The following is an 18759-nucleotide window of genomic DNA, read 5'->3' as shown; positions in this document are numbered from 1 at the left end:
CGGTCAGCGGGGACCACCGGCCGCGACCGGTGTCCCGGCCCTCGTCGGTCCTGCGCGGCCCGCCTCAGCGCCCCGCCAGCAGCGGCGCCAACGCCCGCGCCATGTCCCGCGCCCGCGGCAGGTCCCGCGCGCTCGCGGGCCGGCGCACCGCCAGGACACCCTCGGCCGGGACGGGGTCGGACACGTCGAGCACCACCGCCCGCCCGTCCACCAGCATCGCGTCCAGCAACCGCTCCGCGTCCCCGGCGGCGGCCACCGCCCGCGACCGCAGCAGGTGCCCCACGGCCGTCGTCCGCGCCAGCCGCAGCAGCAGCGACTCGTCGTCCAGGTGGTTCAGCTCCGGGCGGCGCACCAGCGTCCGGGCCAGGGCACTGATCTCCGCCGCGGTGGCCGGCGGGGCGACGACGGGTCGGGAGTGGTGCAGCACGGTGGGGTCCTTCGGGGCCGACGGTCACCAGCCCCCGGTGGGCTGCCCGTTCCCCCCGTTCGTCGGCGCCGCGCCCCCGCGACCCGATCCGCCGTTCGGGCGTACCCCGCCGGACGCCGGGCTTCACGTCGCGCACCGGCGTGCCGATGGAGGAGGGGAACGGACCACGCCCCGCGCACCGGCAGGAGGACCCGCCGCCATGCTCGTCCTCGTGGACCAGGACCAGGTCCTGGCGGACTTCGGCGACGGCTTCGACCGCCACTTCAGCGCCACCCACCCCGGCGCACCCCTGGCCCCGCGATCGGACGCCACCTCCTACTGGATCGAGGACAGCTACCCGCCGGACTGGCACGAGCGCATCCGCGCCGTCCCGGCCCAGGAGGGGTTCTTCCGCGGCCTGCGGCCCCTGCCCGGCGCTCGCGAGGCCCTGGAGGCGATGCTCGACGCCGGGCACGACGTGCGGATCTGCACCGCCCCCGTGCGGGCGTACCGCCACTGCGTGCGGGAGAAGTACGAGTGGGTCGAGGAGCACCTGGGGCTGCACTGGACCGAGCGGATGGTCGTCACGCGCGACAAGACCCTCATCACCGGTGACGTGCTCGTCGACGACAAGCCGCAGGTCGTCGGCACGCTGGCCGCCCCGACGTGGACGCACGTCTACTACCGCACCGGGTACAACGAGCACCTGCCCGGCACCCACCTGGACTGGTCCAGCTGGCGCACCGTCCTGGACGCCGTGGAGGCCGACCGCGCCGCCCGCGGGACGCTGCTGCTGCCGCGGTCGGTGGACGCGCGCACCCCGGCCGACACCCACCGCCGGCAGGTCCGGGTGGACGCCGCGGCGGGGGCCGGCAGCCGGTCGTAGCGGTCCGCCCCCGACGCGGCGGGCTCACTCGTGCGGCGCGGGTTTCACGGTGATCACCGGGCACGGCGCGTCGAGGATGATGCGTTGCGCCGCGCTGCCCATGAGGAGCTTGCCGACCGGGGTGCGGCGGCGGTGGCCGACGACCACCGCGGAGGCGCCCAGCTCGTGCAGGGCCTCCACGACGACCTCGGCGGTGTCGCCCTGCCCGCTGCGCTGCTCCACGCGGGCGGGCACCGCGGTTCCCGCGAGCTGCTGACGGACCCGCTCCAGCTGCTGCGGGGAGGCGTGGGTCCGCTCGGCCAGCGCGGTCCCGGCGGGGGCGTTCAGGACGAACAGGTCCTCCCCGCGGCGCTGGGCCTCCTCGATCCCGGCGCGCAGGGCGGCCTCCCCCTCGGGGGTGGGTGCGTAGGCGACGACGACGGTCACCGGTGGGCCTCCTCGGGCTGGGGGTCGCTGTGGGCGACGTCGACGGTGGAGCGGGCACGCAGCCGGGCCGGCAGCAGGCGCCGGTACAGCGGGAACGTCACCACGAGGGCGACCACGACGTACACGGCGACGGAGAACGGGTCGGCGACCAGACCGGTCCAGTCGCCCCGGGAGATCGTCAGCGCGGTCCGCAGGCGTTCCTCGGCCAGCGGGCCGATGATGACCCCGATGATCAGCGGCAGGACCGGCAGGCCGAAGCGGCGCATCACGAACCCCAGCACCCCGAAGGCCAGCAGCAGCCACAGGTCGAACGTCTGCAGGTTCGCGGCGTAGGCGCCCAGCGTCGCGAAGAACAGGATCCCCGCGTACAGGTACGGGCGGGGGATGCGCAGCAGCTTCGCCCACACCGGCGCCAGCGGCAGGTTCAGCACCAGCAGCAGCGCGTTGCCGATGAACAGGCTGGCGATGAGCGCCCACACCAGGTCCGGTTCGCGTTCGAACAGCAGCGGGCCGGGCTGGAACCCGTAGGAGATCAGCGCGGCGAGCAGGACCGCGGCGGTGGCGTTGGTGGGGATGCCCAGCGCCAGGGTCGGGACCAGGGTCCCCGCCGCGGAGGCGTTGTTGGCGGCCTCGGGCCCGGCGACGCCCTCGATGGCCCCGTGGCCGAACTCCTCGGGGTGCTTGGACAGCTTGCGCTCGGTGACGTAGGACAGGAACGTCGGCAGTTCGGCCCCGCCGGCCGGGACGGCCCCGAACGGGAAACCGAACGCGGTGCCCCGCAACCACGGCCCCCACGACCGCTTCCAGTCCTCCCGGCCCATCCACGGCCGGCCGACGGGGATGACCTCCACCGCGGTGCGGCGCATCCGCGAAGCCACCCACAGCGCCTCCCCGACGGCGAAGATCGCCACCGCGACGACGACGATGTCGATGCCGTCGATCAGCTGCAGCACACCGAACGTCAACCGCGCCTGACCGCTGATGGCGTCCAGGCCGACCAGGCCGATGGCCAGGCCGGTGAACAGCGAGGCGAAACCCCGCACCCGGGAGGACCCCAGGACCGCGGTGACCGCCAGCAGCGCCAGCACCATGAGCGCGAAGTAGTCGCCCTCGCTGAGGTTCACCGCCAGCCCCACCATCAGGGGCGCGGCCGCCACCAGCAGCACCGAGCCGATGGTGCCGGCCACGAACGACCCGATGGCCGCGGTCGACAGCGCCTGCGCCGCCCGGCCCCTGCGGGCCATCTCGTTGCCCTCCAGCGCGGTCACCACCGACGACGACTCCCCGGGGGTGTTCAGCAGGATCGCGGTGGTGGACCCGCCGTACATCCCGCCGTAGTAGATCCCGGCGAACATGATGAGGGCGCTGGTCGGTTCCAGCGCGTACGTCAGCGGCAGCAGCAGCGCCACCGTCATGGCCGGGCCGATGCCGGGCAGGACACCCACGGCGGTGCCCAGGACGACACCGATCGCCGCGAAGGCGAGGTTCGCGGGGGTCAGCGCGTCGCCGAACCCGCCGAGCAGCAGAGCCAGGTCGCCCATCACAGGATCCCGTCCAGGAGGCCGGGCGGCAGCTGGATCCCCAGCACCACCCAGAAGAAGTAGAAGGTGGCCAGCGACAGCACCGCACCGACGGCGATCGCGCGCAGCAGGCTCCGCCCGCCCAGGACCTTGGCGGTGACACCGAAGAACAACGCGGCCGACACGACCCACCCGAGGCGTTCCAGCAGCAGGACGTTCGCGGCGAACCCCAGCCCCAGCGCGCCCAGCCGGGCCCAGTCGGTCCCGGCGGAGGCGTCGACGTCCTCGCCGTCCTCGGCCTGCCCGCGCCCACCGCGCAGCACGTCCACGGCCAGGGCCACGGCCGTCACCACCAGCCCGGCGGCCACGACGTACGGCACCGGCCGCGGGCCGACGACCCCCTCGTCCACCAGCCCCTGCGACAGCGTCGCCGCGTCGGCCAGCACCACCGCGCCCAGCCCCAGCAGCAGCGCGCACACCCCCAGCTGCGACAGGTCCCGGCGCCGCGGCGAGGGCGACCCCGCGCGCGTGGCGGCGGCCCCGGCCGCCGGCGCGCTCACACCAGCCCCAGCCGGGTCAGGACGTCGCGGACCCGCCCGGCCTGCTCGTCCAGGAACTGCCCGAACGCGTCGCCGGTGGCGAACGCGTCGGTCCAGGAGTTGTCGGTCAGCACCTGCCGCCACTGCGGGGAGTCGTGCATGCGGGTCACGGCGTCCACGAGCCGCCCCACCTCCGTCTCGTCCAGGTCGGGCGGGGCCACCAGCCCGCGCCAGTTGGTGAAGGTCAGGTCCACGTCCTGCTCGCGCAGCGTCGGCACGTCCAGGACGGGGACCCGTTCCCGGCTGGAGACCGCCAGCGCCCGCACCGCCCCCGTGGTGATCTGGTCCAGCAGCTCGCCGTACCCGCTGGTGGCGAAGGCGATCTGACCGCCCAGCAGGGCCGGCAGCAGGTCCCCGCCGCCGTCGTACACGACGTAGTTCACCTCCGCGGGGTCCACGCCGACGGCGTCGGCCAGCTGCATCGGCAGCAGGAAGTCCGGCCCGCCGGGGGAGGAACCACCCCCCACCGCCAGCGACCCCGCGCCCGAGCGCCAGGCCCCCACGAGGTCGCCCAGCGTGGCGAAGGGGGAGTCGGCCGGCACCAGCACCACACCGGCCTCCTCGATGAGCTGGGCGACCGGGGTGGTCTGCTCCAGCGTCACGTCGACGTCGTTGGTGTAGGAGGCGCCCACCACCCCCAGCCCCATCGACATCAGGAACTGCGGGTTCCCGCTCTCGCTGACGCAGCGCGCCAGGCCCACGGTGCCGCCGGCGCCGGAGAGGTTCGTGACCTCCACCCCCCGCGCCGCACCCACCTCCTCCATCACGCGCACCGCCGAACGGCCCGTCGTGTCGTACCCCCCACCGGGGGCGTTGGGCACCAGCAGCTGCAGCCGGTCCAGGGGCCCGTCCGCCGTCGCCGCCGCGCGGCGGGTCACACCGCACCCGGCGGCCGGCAGCACCGGCCCGGCGGCCAGCGCACCGAGCAGGGCCCGCCGGCCCAACCCGGGCCGGGCCGGGCCGGACCCGGCGCGCGCCGCGGCACCGGCCAGGGGATCACAGGGGTTGTCGGTCATGGCGTCCTCGTCGACGGCCTGCGCCGGGACCGGCCGGCCCCCGCGGACGGGCAGCCGCGGCCGACCCGTCGCCCAGGATGCTGCCGCCCACCACCACCCCCGTCACCCTTGCGGTCGCGATGGTCCTTGCGGTCCTTGTGGTCGCACGCGCCCGGCCCCCGACGGCACCGACCCCGGCGGGCGCCGCCGTAAGGTGCTGCCCACCCGGCGGGGCAGCGGACCACCGGGACCCGTACGAGGAGGTGCACCGGTGCGCAGACCCCGCCCCCGCAGCAGCCTGGCCGGGCAGATCCTCGTCGTGCAGGTCCTGCTGTTCACCGTCGTCCTCGTCGGCGTCGGCGCCGTGTCCGTCACCCAGTCCCGCCAGGCCTCCCAGGACGCCCAGGAACGCCGCGTCCGGCAGGTCGCCGAGTACGTCGCGTCCCTGCCCCTGGTCCGCCGCCAGCTCGCCGACACCGCCCGCGGGCTCACCACCGCCACCGCGCTCACCGCCACCGCCGAGCAGCTGCGCACCACCTCCGACGTCGCGGTCCTGCTCCTGGCCACCCCCGACGGCCGCGTCACCGCTTCCCCCGCCGACCCCCGCCTGCAGGGCACGACGCTGCCCGCCGCCCCCCACGGCCCCGCCGACGACCCGTCCTGGCTGGGGCAGGTCCTCCTCGGCGACCGCACCACCACCGCCGCCCGCGTCCCCGTCCTCGCCGACGACGGCGTGCAGACCGACGGCGCGGGGACCGGCGGCGCACCCGGCGCCGTCGTCGGCGCCGTCCTCGTCGGCCAGGACGCCGCCGGCTGGAACACCCAGCTGCGCACCGCCCTGCCCGACCTCGCCACCTACCTCGGCATGTCCGCCCTCGTCGGCCTCCTCGGCGCCTGGCTGCTGGCCCGCCGCGTCAAGAGCCAGACCCTCGGCCTGGAACCCCAGGAGATCGCCTCCCTCGCCACCCACCGCGAAGCGGTCCTGCGCGGCATCCGCGAAGGCGTCGTCGCCCTCGACCACGACGGCGTCGTCACCGTCGCCAACGACGCCGCCCGCGACCTGCTCGACCTGCCCCCCGGCGTCGTCGGCCGCCCCGTGCGCTCCCTGCCCCTGCCCCCCGACGTCGTCGACCTGCTCACCCGCGACCCCGCCCCCAACGACCGCCCCGTCGTCGCCGGCGAACGCCTCCTCGTCCTCAACCGCACCGTCCTGCACCGCACCGGCACCCCCGCCGGGGAACCGGCCGGCACCGTCACCACCATGCGCGACCGCACCGAACTGATCGCTCTGCAGCACGAACTCGGCCTCAGCCGCACCGCCACCCAGGCCCTGCGCGCCCAGACCCACGAGTTCGCCAACCGCCTGCACACCATCTCCGGCCTCGTGCAGCTCGGCCGCTACGACGACGTCGTCGGCTTCATCGACCGCGTCAGCCGCGGCCACGCCGAACGCGGCGAGCAGATCGCCACCCAGGTCCACGACCCCGCGCTCGCGGCCCTCCTGCTGGCCGGCACCAGCGTCGCCGACGAGCGCGACGTCGACCTCGTCCTGGCCACCGGCGCCCACCTGCCCGCCGTCCCCGACGACCTGTCCGACGACCTCGTGACGGTCGTGGGCAACCTCGTCGACAACGCCGTCGACGCCGCCGCCGGCGCCGGGGGCGGCACCGTGGAGGTCGACGTCCGCGACGACGGCGCTGGCGGCGCGCTCGTCCGCGTCCACGACGACGGACCCGGCGCCGACCCCGACCTCCTGACCCACCTCGTGCGGCGCGGCACCACCACCAAGCACGACACGCCCCCCGGCGGCCACGGCGTCGGCCTGGCCCTCGTGCAGCTGGTGTGCCACCGCCGCGGCGGCCGGCTGGACCTCCAGCGCGGCGAACGCGGCGGCGCCACCTTCACCGCCACCCTCCCCGCCCACCCCCCGGCGGCCCCCCGTGCCTGACGACGCGCTGCGCGTGCTGGTCGTCGACGACGACCCCATGGTCGCCTCCGTCCACGGCGGGTTCGTGGACGCCGCCCCCGGGTGCCGGCTCGTCGGCACCGCCGGCACCGGGACCCGCGCCCTCGACCTCGTGCGCCGGCTTCACCCCGACGTCGTCCTGCTCGACCTCTACCTCCCCGACGTCCCCGGCCTGGAGGTCCTGCGCCGGCTGCGCGAGGACGGGCCCGACGTCGACGTCGTCGTCATCACCGCCGCCCGCGAGGCCGACACCGTCCGCACCGCGCTGCGCAGCGGCGTCGCCGGCTACCTCATCAAACCCTTCGGCGCCCAACAGCTCACCGAACGCCTCCAGCACGTCCGCGCCGCCCGCCGCACCCTGACCACCGGCGTGCTGCGCCAGGCCGACGTCGACCGCGCCCTGGGCGTGCCGACCCCCGCCGAACCCGCCGGACGCCCCCTGCCCAAGGGCCTGAGCGTCGAGACCGCCACCCTCGTCACCCGGGCCCTCGCCGACGCCGGCACCGCCCTGTCCGCCAGCGAGGTCGCCGCCCGGCTCGGGCTGTCCCGGGTCGCCGTGCGCCGCTACCTCGAGCACTTCGTCGACCAGGGCGGAGCCCGGGTGCGGCTGCGCTACGGAGCCGGACGCCCCGAGCGGCTCTACGAACCGGTGCGCTGACCCGCGCTCCCGCGTGCGGCCCACCCCCCACCGGGCCACAGTGGCCCAGACACCGAACGCGGTCGCGGCCGGTGCGCCGCAGCGCACCCGCACCCCGGCCTCGACCCGCCCCACCGATCAGGAGAACCTCATGGCCGGACGACAGCTCCTCACCCGCAGCCTGCACGACGTCGGCCTGGCCGCCTGGTTCGGCGGCTCCCTCATGGGCGCCGTCGGCCTCAACGGCGCCGCCGCCGCCGTCCGCGACCCCGGCGACCGCACCCGCGTCGCCGCCGCCGGCTGGGCCAAGTGGGCCCCCGTCCAGGGCGTCGCCCTGGCCGCCCACCTCGTCGGCGACGTCGCCCTCCTCGTCCGCAACTCCGGCCGCGTCGCCACCCAGCAGGGCGCCGGCGCCAACACCGCCGTCAAGACCGCCCTCACCGCCGCCGCCCTCGGCATCACCGTCTGGTCCGGCATCGAAGGCGCCCGCCTCGGCAAGGAGACCCCCACCCCCGCCGCCGGCGCCACCGAACCCACGGGCGGCACCGACGAGCACACCGCCTCCGCCCAGCGCCGCCTCAAGGTCCTGCAGTGGTCCATCCCCGCCCTCACCGGGGTCCTGCTCGTCCTGACCTCCCAGCAGGGCGAACAGCAGAAACCCCGCCAGATCGCCGCCGGCGTCGTGAAGAACCTGCTGCCCTGACCCCCCTGGGGGACCCCGGGCCTCAGCCGAGGCCCGGGGGACCCCCGGGCGCCAGGACGTCGCGCACCGCCGCCCGGCGCAGCTCCTCCAGCTCCACGGCCTGCCGCCGCGCCCGCGCCAGCAGCGCCTCGACCTCCTCCAGCGGCAACGGCGCCCCCCGTTCCCCCAGCTCCAGCAGCGCCCCCCACAACGCCGCCTTGCCCTGCACCCCCAGCACGAGCGCCTCCAGCTCCACCACCGTCCGCAACGGCGAGGACCGCACCAGCCGCCCGTTCGGCTTCAACGCCCCCACCGCCTCCCCGGCCCGCGCCAACGCCACCAGCGTCCACCGCGGCCGCACCCCCAGCACCCGCATCCACCGCAGCAGCACCCGCCGGTCCTGCGCCACCTCCCCGGCGATCCGGCCCAGCGCCTCACCCACCACCGACCCCCGGTGCGCCCGCGCCGACCGCGCGAAACGCGCCCGCCCCGCCGTCGCCCCGGCCAGGTGGTCGTTCAGGTACACCGACAGGTAACGCGACCGCTCGTGATCGTCCACGTGATCCTCCACGCCCACCACGTACCCCCATCCACCCCCCGACAACCACCCCGCTCCGCCGCGCCACCCCCGCCCACCCCCGCTACCGTGACCAGACCCCGACCCACCCGCTGCACCACCGAGCAGGTGCCCCGGCCCCTGCGTGGCCCACCGGAGACCCCATGCCCACCCACCCCACGCGCCGCACCGTCCTCACCGCCGGCGCCCTCACCGGAACCCTCGGACTCAGCGCCTGCGGCGGCTTCTCCACCGACTCCGACAGCGACGCCACCCGCGACGACGACACCCTCACCATGATCACCTGGGCCGGCGACGCCGAACTCACCGCCTTCCAGGCGCTCGCGGACGGGTTCGCCGCGCAGGGCGGCCCGCGGGTGGACCTGCAGGTCGTGCCGTACTCGGAGGTGCTGACGGCCGTCGACACCGCCCTGCGGACCGACTCCCCGCCGGACCTTTTCCGCGTCAGCTACACCGACGTCGCGGCCTACCGGGCGCAGGGGGTGCTGGCGAACCTGCCCGACCCGGCGGCGCTGGAGGGTTCGTTCCTGCCGGCGTTCTGGGGTGCGGTCACCGACGCCGAGGGGACGTTCGGCGTCCCGCACCACACCGACACCTCGATGGTGCTGGTGAACACCGCCGCGGTCGCCTCGGCCGGTCTGGGGGCGCTGCCGGCGACGCTGGACGCGGCGTGGACGTGGGAGCAGTTCCTCGACGCCGCGGGCCGGGTGCAGCCGTCGCGGGCCGACGCGTACTCCTTCGCGGTGAACTGGCAGAACGCCGGCGCGTTCCGGTGGCTGAACTTCGTCGACCAGGCCGGTGGGCGCCTGCTCACCCCCGGCCTCGACGCGGTCGCCGAGGACGACCCCGGGCTGCTGGAGGCGCTGACCTTCACCCGGGACTTCTTCCGGCGCGGCCTGGTGCCGCAGGCGTCCTCCTCGCGCGGGCAGCCGGCCAGCGACCTGTTCGTGAACCAGACCGTGGCCATGGTGTTCGCCGGCGACTTCCTGCTGCAGGAGATCGACGGCGCCGGGTTCGAGTACCAGGCCACGTTCCTGCCCCGGGACGTCAACGCGTCGGCCGACCTGGGCGGGAACGCGCTCGTCGCGGTCGAGGCCGGGTCCCGCAAGGAGGCGGCGCTGGACTTCCTGGAGTTCTGCGCCGGTGCCGAGCAGATGGGCACGTTCTGCGCGGCCGCGACGGTCCTGCCCACCCGCACCGACGTCGACCCCGCGACGCTGGACTACGCCGTCCGCCCCGACCTGATGCCGCTGTTCGTCGAGCAGGCCCGCGCCATCCGCACCGAACTCGTGGAACAGGTCGTCGTCCCCGACTTCAGCGCGGTCAACGGTCAGCTCGCCGACCGGCTCGACGCCGCCTTCCTCGGTGGCGACGACGACCGCACCGCCCTCGCGCAGATCGTCGCCGGGGTGCGGTCCGTGCTCACGTCGTGACCGCGACCGCCCCCCTCACCCGGTCGCCGCGCGGGGTGCGGACCGCCGCGGCCCGGCGCTGGGCGACGTCGTACGCGCTGCTGACCCCGGCGCTGGTGCTGTTCGGGGTGTTCGTCCTGTGGCCGCTCGTGCAGGCGGTGCGGATCTCGCTGACCGACGCCACCGGCATCGGCACCGCCGACTTCGTGGGCCTGGACAACTACGCCCGGATGGTGCGCGACCCCGCGTTCTGGCGGGCGGCGGGCAACACCGGCCTGCTGGCGGTCGTGTCGGTCCCGGCGAGCATCGCGGCCGGTTTCGCCCTCGCCCTGCTGCTGCGGGACCGGCTGCCGGCCCGCGGGCTGTTCCGCGCGCTGTTCCTGGCCCCGTACGTCATCTCCGGCGTCGTGGTCGCCATGGCCGGCCGCTGGATCTTCGACGAGAACGTCGGGATCGTCGACCGCACCCTGTCGGGGTTCGGGCTGCCGGCCCCGGACTGGCAGTCCGGCGGGACCGCCGCGGCGGTGTCGGTGTTCGTCGTGCTGTTCTGGGCGCGCACCGGCCTGGTCGTCGTGCTGTACCTCAGTGCGCTGCAAGGCATCGACGCCGACCTGCTGGAGGCCGCGGAACTGGACGGCGCCTCCCGGTGGCAGCGGGTCCGGTTCGTCAGCTGGCCGCTGCTGCGGCCCACCACGTTCTTCGTGACGGTCCTGATGGTCATCGAGGTGTTCCAGGTCTTCGACGTCGTCCGCGTCATGACCGGCGGCGGCCCCGCGGGCGCGACCGACATCCTCGTCACCTACGCGTACACGCAGGGGTTCCAGGCCCGCCGGCAGGGGTACGGCTCGGCCATCGGCGTCGTGGTGTTCCTCGTCATCCTGGTGGCGACCGTGTTCTGGTGGCGCCTGCAACGCCGCTCCGAGGAGGAGTCGTGACCACCACCACCCGTCCGGGCACCACCGCCGGGTCGTCGCCGCACGTGACGACCCGCACCCGCCGCCCCGACCGCACCCGCTGGTCCCGGTTCCTCGTGGTGCTCGTCCTGGCCGCCGTGTGGGTGTTCCCGCTGTACTGGATGGTCGTCACCGCGCTGTCCTCCCGGTCCGACCTCGTCGCCGGGCGCGTCTCGCTGGTCCCCACCTCCCTCGACCTCGGCGGGTTCCGGCGGGCGCTGACGGACTTCCCGGTGCTGCAGTGGGTGCAGAACTCCTTCGCGATCGCCGTGGTGGCCGTCGCCCTGACCGTCGTCGTCGACGTGACCGCCGGGTACGTCCTGGCCAAGCACCGGTTCCCGGGCCGCGCGGTGGTGTTCTTCCTCGTCGTCGCGACGCTGATGATCCCCGTCCAGACGCTGCTCGTCCCGCAGTTCGACCTCGTCAACGACCTGGGCTGGATCAACTCGTACTGGGCCGTCATCGTGCCCCGCTCGGCGGAGGCGTTCGGGGTGTTCCTGGCCCGGCAGTACTTCCTGTCGCTGCCGGACGAGCTCCTGGAGGCCGCCCAGCTCGACGGCGCCGGGCAGCTGCGGACGCTGTGGTCGATCGTCCTGCCGCTGGCCCGGCCGCTGGTCGCGGTGCTGGTGGTCATGACGTTCACCTACCGGTGGAACGAGTTCGCCTGGCCGCTGGTGGCCCTGCGCGACCCGGCGCTGTACACGCTGCCGGTGGGGCTGTCGTTCCTGCAGGGGCAGTACACGACGGACTACCCGGCCCTCATGGCCGGCGCGCTGGTCTCGGTGCTGCCCGTGCTCGTGCTGTTCGGGATCGCCCAGCGGCAGTTCGTCGCCGGGATCGCGCGCAGCGGCCTGAAGTGAGGCCCTGCCCCCGGGCGCGCAGCCCGGGCGGGGATCCACCGATGGGTTAGGCTCGACGGAGGAACAACGCCGTTTCTGGAGGATCGATGGAGACCGTCACCCCCGCCTACGGCACGGGCACGCTGCTGCTCATCGCCGCCGCCGCCGTCGCCCTGCTGCTCTTCCTCATCGTGCGCGTCAAACTGCACGCCTTCGTCGCGCTCGTCCTCATCAGCGCCCTGACCGCCGTGGTGACCACCGCACCCACGGGGGACCTGCTCGGCATCGTCGACGTCCTCACCGCCGGGTTCGGCAGCACGCTGGCCAGCGTGGCCCTGCTGGTCGGTTTCGGCGTCATCATCGGCCGCCTGCTGGAGGTCACCGGCGGCGCCCAGGTGCTCGCCGACACCCTCGTCGCCCGCTTCGGCGCGCAGCGCGCCCCGTTCGCGCTCGGGATCGCCTCCCTCCTCTTCGGGTTCCCGATCTTCTTCGACGCCGGGTTCGTCGTCTTCCTGCCCATCCTCTTCGCGGTGGCCCGCCGGTTCGGCGGCCCGGTCCTGGTGTACGCCCTGCCGTCCGCGGGGGCCTTCGCGGTGATGCACGCCTTCGTCCCCCCGCACCCGGGGCCGGTCGCGGCCGGGGAGCTGCTCGGCGCCGACATCGGCGTCCTCGTCCTCGTGGGCCTCGTGCTCGCCCTGCCCACCTGGTTCACCGCCAGCTACCTGTTCGGGGTGTGGGCCGGACGCCGCAGCGACGTCCCGCTGCCGTCGGAGTGGGCCGGGCGTGCGGCCGAGAACGGGTTCGGGTCGGGCGGGTCCTCCGGTGCCGGTGGGGGACCCGCCGGTGGCGGGACCCCCGGCGGGGGACCTTCCGGCGCCGGCGGCGACGGGGGCCGGAAGGTGAGCACGACGGACGCCCCGCTCTCCGTCGTCGAGCACCCCGGACCCCCGCCGCGGTTCGCCACGGTGCTGGCCGTGCTGCTGCTCCCGCTCGTGCTGATCTTCCTGAACACCGGCCTGAACACGCTCGCGTCGGCCGGTGCCGTCGACGGCGACGCCACCTGGGTGCAGGGGCTGCGCCTGCTGGGGCAGACGCCGGTCGCGCTGCTCATCGCCGTGCTGGTCACCATGGCCGTCCTCGGCCACGGCCGCCTGTCGCGCGCGAAGGTCGAGGAACTGGCCAACGGCTCCCTCGGCCCCGTCTGCTCCGTCATCCTCATCACCGGTGCCGGGGGCATGTTCGGCGGGGTGCTGCGCGCCAGCGGCATCGGCGACGCCCTCGCGGACAGCCTGGCCGCGACCGGGCTGCCGGTCATCGTGGCGGCGTTCATCATCTCCCTCGGCCTGCGCGTGGCCCAGGGGTCGGCGACGGTGGCCCTGACCACCACCGCCGGGCTGATGGCCCCCACCGTCGAGGCGACCGCGGGCCTGTCCAGCCTGGACCCCGCGTTCATCGTCGTCGCCATCGCCGCCGGCGCCACCGCGCTCAGCCACGTCAACGACTCCGGTTTCTGGCTCGTCGGCCGCTTCCTGGGCATGGACGTCCCCACGACCCTGCGCACCTGGACGGTCATGGAGACCCTCATCGGCCTCGTCGGCTTCGCCCTCGCCTTCGTCGGGTACCTGGTCCTGTGACCGCCGGCGGGTGCCCGAGCCCCCTCCCACCGGGGACCGGGCGGTGACGAACCGCTGCGCGACTGCTTCGAGGCGATGCACGGCGGTGCGGACTTCGCGCGCTCCTCCAGCGACGACGTGACCCGGGTCGACACCGACAGCGGGCACACCGTCGTCGGCCGGGCCGCGGTGCGCGAGCACGTCCTGGCCGGTCACACCACGTTGTTCGACGCCCAGCCGGAGGCGAGGTCCCTCGACGTCACCGACGTCCACGCCCGGCGCGGGGAGCGTGAAGACCACCGGCGGCCCGTGGTGCCGAACCCCCGCGGGCGGAGGACCGGGGGCGAGCGGATCCGGGCGGCTCCGCGCCCGGTGCTCCGGTCAGGTCGCCGCAGGGACCGGCAACCGCTCCAGGACGGCGTTCGACGTGAGCAGCGGGACGCCCTCCGCCACGACGGCCCGGTCCCCGGGGGAGTCCGCGGCGAAGGGTGAACCGCCCAGCCACGCCCACGCCGCGGGCACCCGGCCGCAGACCTCCGTGAGCCTGCGCACCGGTTCGCGCACCTGCCGCGTCACGTCGTCGTCGGTGCGGACGTCCGCGGCGGCCGCGTGGGTGGCGGTGTGACCGCACACCTCGTGCGTCTGCGCGAGGGTCGCGAGCTCGTCCCACGTCATCGCCAGCCGGTCGCCGGGGTGTTCCAGCACGCCGTAGTCGTGCGCCCGCGCGAACGCCCGCTGGTCGGAGGGGGCGACGTCCAGGAACTCCGTCGGCGGGTAGAACCACCCGGTGAGGCCGGTCTCGGCCAGCAGCGGCGCGGCGCAGCGGACGGCACTGGCGAAACCGTCGAAGAACGCCGGGACGATCCCGGGCCGGGAGGTCGGCCACCGGCCGGTGGCGAAGAACGCCAGGACGTCGGCGGCGGTCACCGGGTCGAACCGGGCGGCGTAGCCGTGCAGCGCGGCCCGGAACTCCTCCTGGCGGGACAGCGGGGTGTCGTGGTGGTTCACGACGCGCAGCAGGCGCCCCCCGACGAGCGCGTCGCGCACCTGCGCCACCTCGGCGTCCCGCTGCGCCCGCGACGGGGTGCGCCACCCGGCCGGGCGCCAGGCGGCCAGCCGGTCCGGCGGGTGGGGCGCGGGCGGTCGCGGGGGGCCGGAGCGGAACTCCAGGTCGGCCAGCACGGCCAGGGCGTCCTGGACGGTGACGTCGGGGTCGTGCGCGGCCAGGACGTCCCACACGGCTCCCAGCCGGCGCCCGAGCCCGGGGTCGGCGGGGTGGGTGGGGGCGGCGGGGGTCGCCGGAGCCGGGTGCAGCCCGAGGAACATCGCCACCCCGGCGCGTTCCTCGTCCTCGGCGGCGACGGCGACCGCCGAGCGCAGCACCTCAGCCGGCGTGGGCGGGTGCGACGGCACGGCGGCCGGCCGTTCAGGCCAGGTGCACGTCGAGGCTGCCGGCGTCGATGCTCTTGGTGAACGGGCACAGCGACAGCGCCTGCTGCAGCACCGCCTCGGGGTCGGTGCCGGCGTCGGGCAGCGTGACGGACAGCTCGTAGCGGGCCGAGTACCCGGCCCCCTCGGCCTCGGCCAGCGTCACCTGCGCCTGCACCTGCACGCCGTCGTCGCTGCCGCCGGTCGTGCTCGTCGCGATCTTGAGCGATTCCAGCAGGCAGCTGCCGAGAGCGGCGGCCATGAGCTGCTCGGGGTTGGTGGCCGATCCGTCCTGGGAGGAGGTCGCCTCGCGGACCTCGAGCTCGAGGGCGCCGTCGTCGGACCGGACGGCGCCCGCGGTGGCCGAGACGCTGGCGGTGTACAGGTCGTGTGCCATGACGCGACCGTACGAGCAGTCCCGGGGTGCCGCACGGTGGAGGGAACCGGCCGGTGGTGGTCGTCGCCCCCGGGAGACACCGGCCCCGACCCTCGTGGAGCCCGTCACCTCCCAACCCGAGTTCCGCTGTTGTGAAGAACCGCCGATCTTCATGGTGCTGAGGGGTGCACGAGGCCTCCTCCGGCGCTGGATGGTGAGGATCCGACTCACCGGGGAGGAACTCCATGACCATCCAGCTCGACGCCACCGCCACGACGCCGCGCCCCGCCACCGGCTCCGGGACGCCGGGGAGCGGGACGGGCAGCCTGCGGGCGCCCGGCCTGGAGGTGAGCGCCCCGACGCGGAACCCCGAACTGCTGGCGTGGGTGCGCGACATCGCCCGCCTGACCGAACCCGACGAGGTGGTCTGGTGCGACGGCTCGCAGGCCGAGCACGACCGGCTGACGGCGCAGATGGTCGCCGCGGGCACCCTGATCCCGCTGAACCCCGAACTGCGGCCCGGGTCCTTCCTGGCGCGGTCGGCACCGAACGACGTCGCGCGGGTGGAGTCGCGGACGTTCATCGCCTCGCACCGTCGCGAGGACGCCGGCCCGACGAACAACTGGCGTGAACCGGGCGCGCTGCGCGAGGAGCTCGACGGGGTGTTCTCCGGCTGCATGCGCGGCCGGACCATGTACGTCGTGCCGTTCTCCATGGGACCGGTCGGCGGGCCGATCTCCCAGCTCGGGGTCCAGGTCACCGACTCCCCGTACGCGGTGGTCTCCATGCGGATCATGACCCGGACGGGTGCGCCCGCCCTGGCCGCCATCGACGAGGGCCTGCCGTGGGTGCCGGCCGTGCACAGCGTGGGTTTCCCGCTCGTCGACGCCATCGGCCGCTCGCGCGCCGACGTCCCGTGGCCCTGCAACGACCTGAAGTACATCGCGCACTTCCCCGAGACCCGGGAGATCTGGTCGTTCGGGTCGGGGTACGGCGGCAACGCCCTGCTGGGCAAGAAGTGCTTCGCGCTGCGCATCGCCTCGGCCATGGCCCGCGACGAGGGCTGGCTGGCCGAGCACATGCTCGTGCTGAAGGTCACCTCCCCGCAGCAGCGGGTGTTCCACCTCGCCGCGGCGTTCCCCTCGGCGTGCGGGAAGACGAACCTCGCGATGCTGCGGCCCACCGTCCCGGGCTGGCGGGTGGAGACGATCGGCGACGACATCGCGTGGATGCGACCCGGCCCCGACGGCCGGCTGCGGGCGATCAACCCCGAGGCGGGGTTCTTCGGCGTCGCGCCGGGCACCGGCTGGTCGACCAACCCGACCGCCATGGAGATGCTGTCCGAGAACGTCATCTTCACCAACGTCGCGCTCACCGACGACGGCGACGTGTGGTGGGAGGGGATGACCGACGAGACCCCCGAGCACCTGGTGGACTGGCGGGGCGAGGACTGGACGCCGCGGATCGGCGCCGAGACCGGCCGCACGGCCGCGCACCCCAACGCCCGGTTCACCGTCGCGGCCTCGCAGTGCCCCTCCCTGGCCGAGGAGTTCGAGGCCCCCGAGGGCGTCGCGATCGACGCGATCCTGTTCGGCGGGCGCCGCCGCTCGAACGTGCCGCTGGTGGCGCAGGCCGTCGACTGGTCGGCCGGGGTCTTCCTCGGCGCCTCGATCTCCAGCGAGCAGACGGCGGCCGCCGAGGGCACGGTCGGCGCGCTGCGCCACGACCCCTTCGCGATGCTGCCGTTCTCGGGCTACAACATGGCCGACTACTTCGGGCACTGGCTGTCGATGGCCGGCCGCGTGGAGCACCTGCCGCAGGTGTTCGGCGTGAACTGGTTCCGCCGCGGCGACGACGGCCGGTTCCTGTGGCCCGGTTTCGGGGAGAACTCCCGGGTCGTGGAGTGGATCTGCCGCCGGCTGGAGGGGACCGTCGCCGCCGAGCACACCCCCGTGGGTCTGGTCCCGGCGCCGGGGACGCTGAACCTGGACGGCCTGGACGTGCCCGCGGCCGACCTCGCGGAACTGTTCGCCGTCGACCCCGCCGCGTGGTCGGCCGAGCTCGACGAGCTCCAGACGTACTTCGCGCGGTTCGGCGACCGGCTGCCGCGGGAGATCGGGCACAACGTCGAACGGGTCCGCGACGAGCTGCGCGCGGCGATGTGGACGCGGAACCGCTGGGACGCCTGGACGGTGGACTGAGCCCGGCCCCGTTGCGGCGGGCCCGGCCCGGGACGACCCGGCCGGGCCCGCCGCCGCTCAGGCGGCGACGAACTCCCAGTGCCACGGCTCGAACGGGCCGGGGGAGCCCTGCGCCCACGCGGGGTTGATGAACCCGAACAGGGCCGCGTTGCGGTCCATCCACTGGTGCTGCACGGACCCGGCGTCCTGCACGCCGCCGCCGAGGTCCACGGCGAGCCCGAGGCCGTGCCGGGACGTGCCGGGCACGGCGGCCAGGCCGGGTTTGCGGGCCTTGACGTCGACCTGCTCGGCCAGCGAGCGGTAGGCGTCGGTGACGGCCAGCGGCGTGCCGAACTCGGCCTCGAACGCCTGGGACAACGCCTCGAAGGCGTGCGCGGCGTCACCGCGCAGGACCATGGCGGGGGCCCCGTACAGCGGGCACAGCGCCTCCACGGGCAGCTCGCCGTTGGCGAACCCGGTCAGGACCCCGCCGGCGCAGGTGGCCGTGCTCGACAGGAACGCGCGGGCGCGGTCCACGACGGCCGCGTCCGGCGCCAGCGGGTCCAGCCCGGCGGCGGTGCGCTGCTGCGCCGAGTACGCCACCAGCTGCTCCTGCACCAGCGCGTCGGCGGCGGCCTTGGCCGCCAGGGCCGTGTCGGCGCTGGCCCGAGCCGCCTCGACGGCGGCGGCGGCCCTCGCCGCGGCCTCGGCCTGCACGGCGCGGGCCCGGTCGGCGGTCTCCACGGCCCGGCCGTAGCCGCCGCCCACGCGGTCGACCGCCGCCAGCGTCCAGCTGACGTCGCCGGCCGCGTCCGGGTCGAGCAGGACCGCCACGCTCGACAGGTCCCGCATCCCCCCGGTCCCGCGGTACGCCTGCGCCGCCCACGAGCCGAGCTCGTCGCGGCTGGCCTCGACGGCGGCCTGCGCGGTCGCGAGCTCGGCCTGCGCCGTCGCGGCGGCGGCCTCGGCGCCCTGCTGGGCCGCCAGCGCCTGCTGGTACGTCTCCAGCGCCGCGGCGGCCCGTGCCGCCAGAGCGGTCAGCGCCTCGCGCGAGCCGGGGGCGGCGTCGGTGCTCGCAGCGGTGCTCGCCGCCGGGGCCGGTGCGGTCGTCGCCACCGCCTGCGGTGCCGCGAGGACGAGCAGGGCAGCGGCCAGACCCACCGTCGAGGCGGTGCGGGAACGGGCGGTGGTGCGTCGGCGGGACGGGGACGGCAGGGGCGGGCGCACGGGCTGCTGGGCGTCTTTCGTCGGCGGCATGAGCTCG

18 protein-coding genes are annotated in these 18759 nt (G+C 75.3%); 9 read left to right on the top strand and 9 right to left on the bottom strand.

Annotated features, from left to right (window positions below):
• Positions 1–64: 64 nt before the first annotated feature.
• Complete coding sequence (locus ACRYRX_RS06135) at positions 65–427, bottom strand: hypothetical protein (protein WP_432510948.1); 363 nt, start codon at positions 425–427, stop codon at positions 65–67.
• A 199-nt stretch (positions 428–626) separates the two neighbouring features.
• On the opposite strand from ACRYRX_RS06135, the gene ACRYRX_RS06130 reads away from it, so the two are divergent.
• Positions 627–1292, top strand: coding sequence for a 5' nucleotidase, NT5C type (locus ACRYRX_RS06130; protein WP_432510947.1), 666 nt, complete (start codon positions 627–629; stop codon positions 1290–1292).
• Between the two features lie 24 nt (positions 1293–1316).
• Here the strand turns inward: ACRYRX_RS06130 and ACRYRX_RS06125 are convergent, their stop codons facing one another.
• From ACRYRX_RS06125 to ACRYRX_RS06110, 4 genes are read right to left on the bottom strand one after another with little or no spacing between them, the layout of a single operon-like run.
• Positions 1317–1718 carry a universal stress protein gene (locus tag ACRYRX_RS06125; RefSeq protein ID WP_432510946.1) on the bottom strand — a complete coding sequence of 134 codons (402 nt, stop codon included), beginning with the start codon at positions 1716–1718 and terminating at the stop codon, positions 1317–1319.
• Entirely contained in the window at positions 1715–3259 is a 1545-nt protein-coding gene (locus ACRYRX_RS06120) for a tripartite tricarboxylate transporter permease (protein ID WP_432510945.1), read from the bottom strand. The genes ACRYRX_RS06125 and ACRYRX_RS06120 overlap by 4 nt, the downstream gene beginning before the upstream one ends.
• Positions 3259–3798: a tripartite tricarboxylate transporter TctB family protein gene (locus ACRYRX_RS06115; RefSeq protein ID WP_432510944.1), complete on the bottom strand. Its 540-nt coding sequence runs from the start codon at positions 3796–3798 to the stop codon at positions 3259–3261. Before ACRYRX_RS06115 ends, ACRYRX_RS06120 begins: the two co-directional genes overlap by 1 nt.
• On the bottom strand, positions 3795–4853 hold the full coding sequence (locus ACRYRX_RS06110; protein ID WP_432510943.1) for a Bug family tripartite tricarboxylate transporter substrate binding protein: 1059 nt from the start codon (positions 4851–4853) through the stop codon (positions 3795–3797). Before ACRYRX_RS06110 ends, ACRYRX_RS06115 begins: the two co-directional genes overlap by 4 nt.
• A 250-nt stretch (positions 4854–5103) precedes the next feature.
• Between ACRYRX_RS06110 and ACRYRX_RS06105 the strand changes: the two genes are divergently transcribed.
• From ACRYRX_RS06105 to ACRYRX_RS06095, 3 genes are read left to right on the top strand one after another with little or no spacing between them, the layout of a single operon-like run.
• Positions 5104–6780 carry a sensor histidine kinase gene (locus ACRYRX_RS06105; protein ID WP_432510942.1) on the top strand — a complete coding sequence of 559 codons (1677 nt, stop codon included), beginning with the start codon at positions 5104–5106 and terminating at the stop codon, positions 6778–6780.
• Positions 6773–7456 (top strand): response regulator, encoded by a 684-nt coding sequence (locus ACRYRX_RS06100; protein WP_432510941.1) that lies wholly within the window; start codon positions 6773–6775, stop codon positions 7454–7456. The genes ACRYRX_RS06105 and ACRYRX_RS06100 overlap by 8 nt, the downstream gene beginning before the upstream one ends.
• Before the next feature lie 40 nt (positions 7457–7496).
• Positions 7497–8138 carry a hypothetical protein gene (locus tag ACRYRX_RS06095; RefSeq protein WP_432510940.1) on the top strand — a complete coding sequence of 214 codons (642 nt, stop codon included), beginning with the start codon at positions 7497–7499 and terminating at the stop codon, positions 8136–8138.
• Positions 8139–8160: 22 nt separating this feature from the next.
• Here ACRYRX_RS06095 and ACRYRX_RS06090 read toward each other — a convergent pair whose 3' ends face one another.
• A complete protein-coding gene (locus tag ACRYRX_RS06090; protein WP_432510939.1) occupies positions 8161–8676 on the bottom strand; it encodes a hypothetical protein in 516 nt (171 codons plus the stop codon).
• A 161-nt stretch (positions 8677–8837) separates the two neighbouring features.
• On the opposite strand from ACRYRX_RS06090, the gene ACRYRX_RS06085 reads away from it, so the two are divergent.
• The 4 genes from ACRYRX_RS06085 (at position 8838) to ACRYRX_RS06070 (ending at position 13532) form a co-directional block, all read left to right on the top strand.
• A complete protein-coding gene (locus tag ACRYRX_RS06085; RefSeq protein ID WP_432510938.1) occupies positions 8838–10127 on the top strand; it encodes an extracellular solute-binding protein in 1290 nt (429 codons plus the stop codon).
• A complete protein-coding gene (locus ACRYRX_RS06080; protein ID WP_432510937.1) occupies positions 10124–11041 on the top strand; it encodes a carbohydrate ABC transporter permease in 918 nt (305 codons plus the stop codon). Before ACRYRX_RS06085 ends, ACRYRX_RS06080 begins: the two co-directional genes overlap by 4 nt.
• Positions 11038–11919 (top strand): carbohydrate ABC transporter permease, encoded by an 882-nt coding sequence (locus tag ACRYRX_RS06075; RefSeq protein ID WP_432510936.1) that lies wholly within the window; start codon positions 11038–11040, stop codon positions 11917–11919. The genes ACRYRX_RS06080 and ACRYRX_RS06075 overlap by 4 nt, the downstream gene beginning before the upstream one ends.
• Before the next feature lie 86 nt (positions 11920–12005).
• Complete coding sequence (locus ACRYRX_RS06070; protein WP_432510935.1) at positions 12006–13532, top strand: GntP family permease; 1527 nt, start codon at positions 12006–12008, stop codon at positions 13530–13532.
• Positions 13533–13892: 360 nt separating this feature from the next.
• Here the strand turns inward: ACRYRX_RS06070 and ACRYRX_RS06065 are convergent, their stop codons facing one another.
• On the bottom strand, positions 13893–14894 hold the full coding sequence (locus tag ACRYRX_RS06065; RefSeq protein WP_432510934.1) for a polysaccharide deacetylase family protein: 1002 nt from the start codon (positions 14892–14894) through the stop codon (positions 13893–13895).
• Between the two features lie 43 nt (positions 14895–14937).
• Positions 14938–15336, bottom strand: coding sequence for an OsmC family protein (locus ACRYRX_RS06060; RefSeq protein ID WP_432510933.1), 399 nt, complete (start codon positions 15334–15336; stop codon positions 14938–14940).
• A gap of 224 nt (positions 15337–15560) precedes the next feature.
• Between ACRYRX_RS06060 and ACRYRX_RS06055 the strand changes: the two genes are divergently transcribed.
• Positions 15561–17516 carry a phosphoenolpyruvate carboxykinase (GTP) gene (locus ACRYRX_RS06055; protein WP_432510932.1) on the top strand — a complete coding sequence of 652 codons (1956 nt, stop codon included), beginning with the start codon at positions 15561–15563 and terminating at the stop codon, positions 17514–17516.
• Between the two features lie 57 nt (positions 17517–17573).
• Here the strand turns inward: ACRYRX_RS06055 and ACRYRX_RS06050 are convergent, their stop codons facing one another.
• Positions 17574–18752, bottom strand: coding sequence for a M15 family metallopeptidase (locus ACRYRX_RS06050; RefSeq protein ID WP_432510931.1), 1179 nt, complete (start codon positions 18750–18752; stop codon positions 17574–17576).
• Between the last annotated feature and the right edge of the window lie 7 nt (positions 18753–18759).

The sequence above is a fragment of the Kineococcus lubricus genome, from assembly GCF_050871965.1.
Taxonomy (GTDB): Bacteria; Actinomycetota; Actinomycetes; order Actinomycetales; family Kineococcaceae; genus Kineococcus.
This window is presented reverse-complemented; position numbering and strand designations above follow the sequence as displayed.

What these genes read in the sequence shown, in the direction of transcription:
- ACRYRX_RS06130 (WP_432510947.1), top strand. Translation starts at nt 627, where the DNA reads ATGCTCGTCCTCGTGGACCAGGACCAGGTCCTGGCGGACTTCGGCGAC.
- ACRYRX_RS06120 (WP_432510945.1), bottom strand. Translation starts at nt 3,259, where the DNA reads ATGGGCGACCTGGCTCTGCTGCTCGGCGGGTTCGGCGACGCGCTGACC.
- ACRYRX_RS06110 (WP_432510943.1), bottom strand. Translation starts at nt 4,853, where the DNA reads ATGACCGACAACCCCTGTGATCCCCTGGCCGGTGCCGCGGCGCGCGCC.
- ACRYRX_RS06085 (WP_432510938.1), top strand. Translation starts at nt 8,838, where the DNA reads ATGCCCACCCACCCCACGCGCCGCACCGTCCTCACCGCCGGCGCCCTC.
- ACRYRX_RS06070 (WP_432510935.1), top strand. Translation starts at nt 12,006, where the DNA reads ATGGAGACCGTCACCCCCGCCTACGGCACGGGCACGCTGCTGCTCATC.
- ACRYRX_RS06060 (WP_432510933.1), bottom strand. Translation starts at nt 15,336, where the DNA reads ATGGCACACGACCTGTACACCGCCAGCGTCTCGGCCACCGCGGGCGCC.
- ACRYRX_RS06055 (WP_432510932.1), top strand. Translation starts at nt 15,561, where the DNA reads ATGACCATCCAGCTCGACGCCACCGCCACGACGCCGCGCCCCGCCACC.
- ACRYRX_RS06050 (WP_432510931.1), bottom strand. Translation starts at nt 18,752, where the DNA reads ATGCCGCCGACGAAAGACGCCCAGCAGCCCGTGCGCCCGCCCCTGCCG.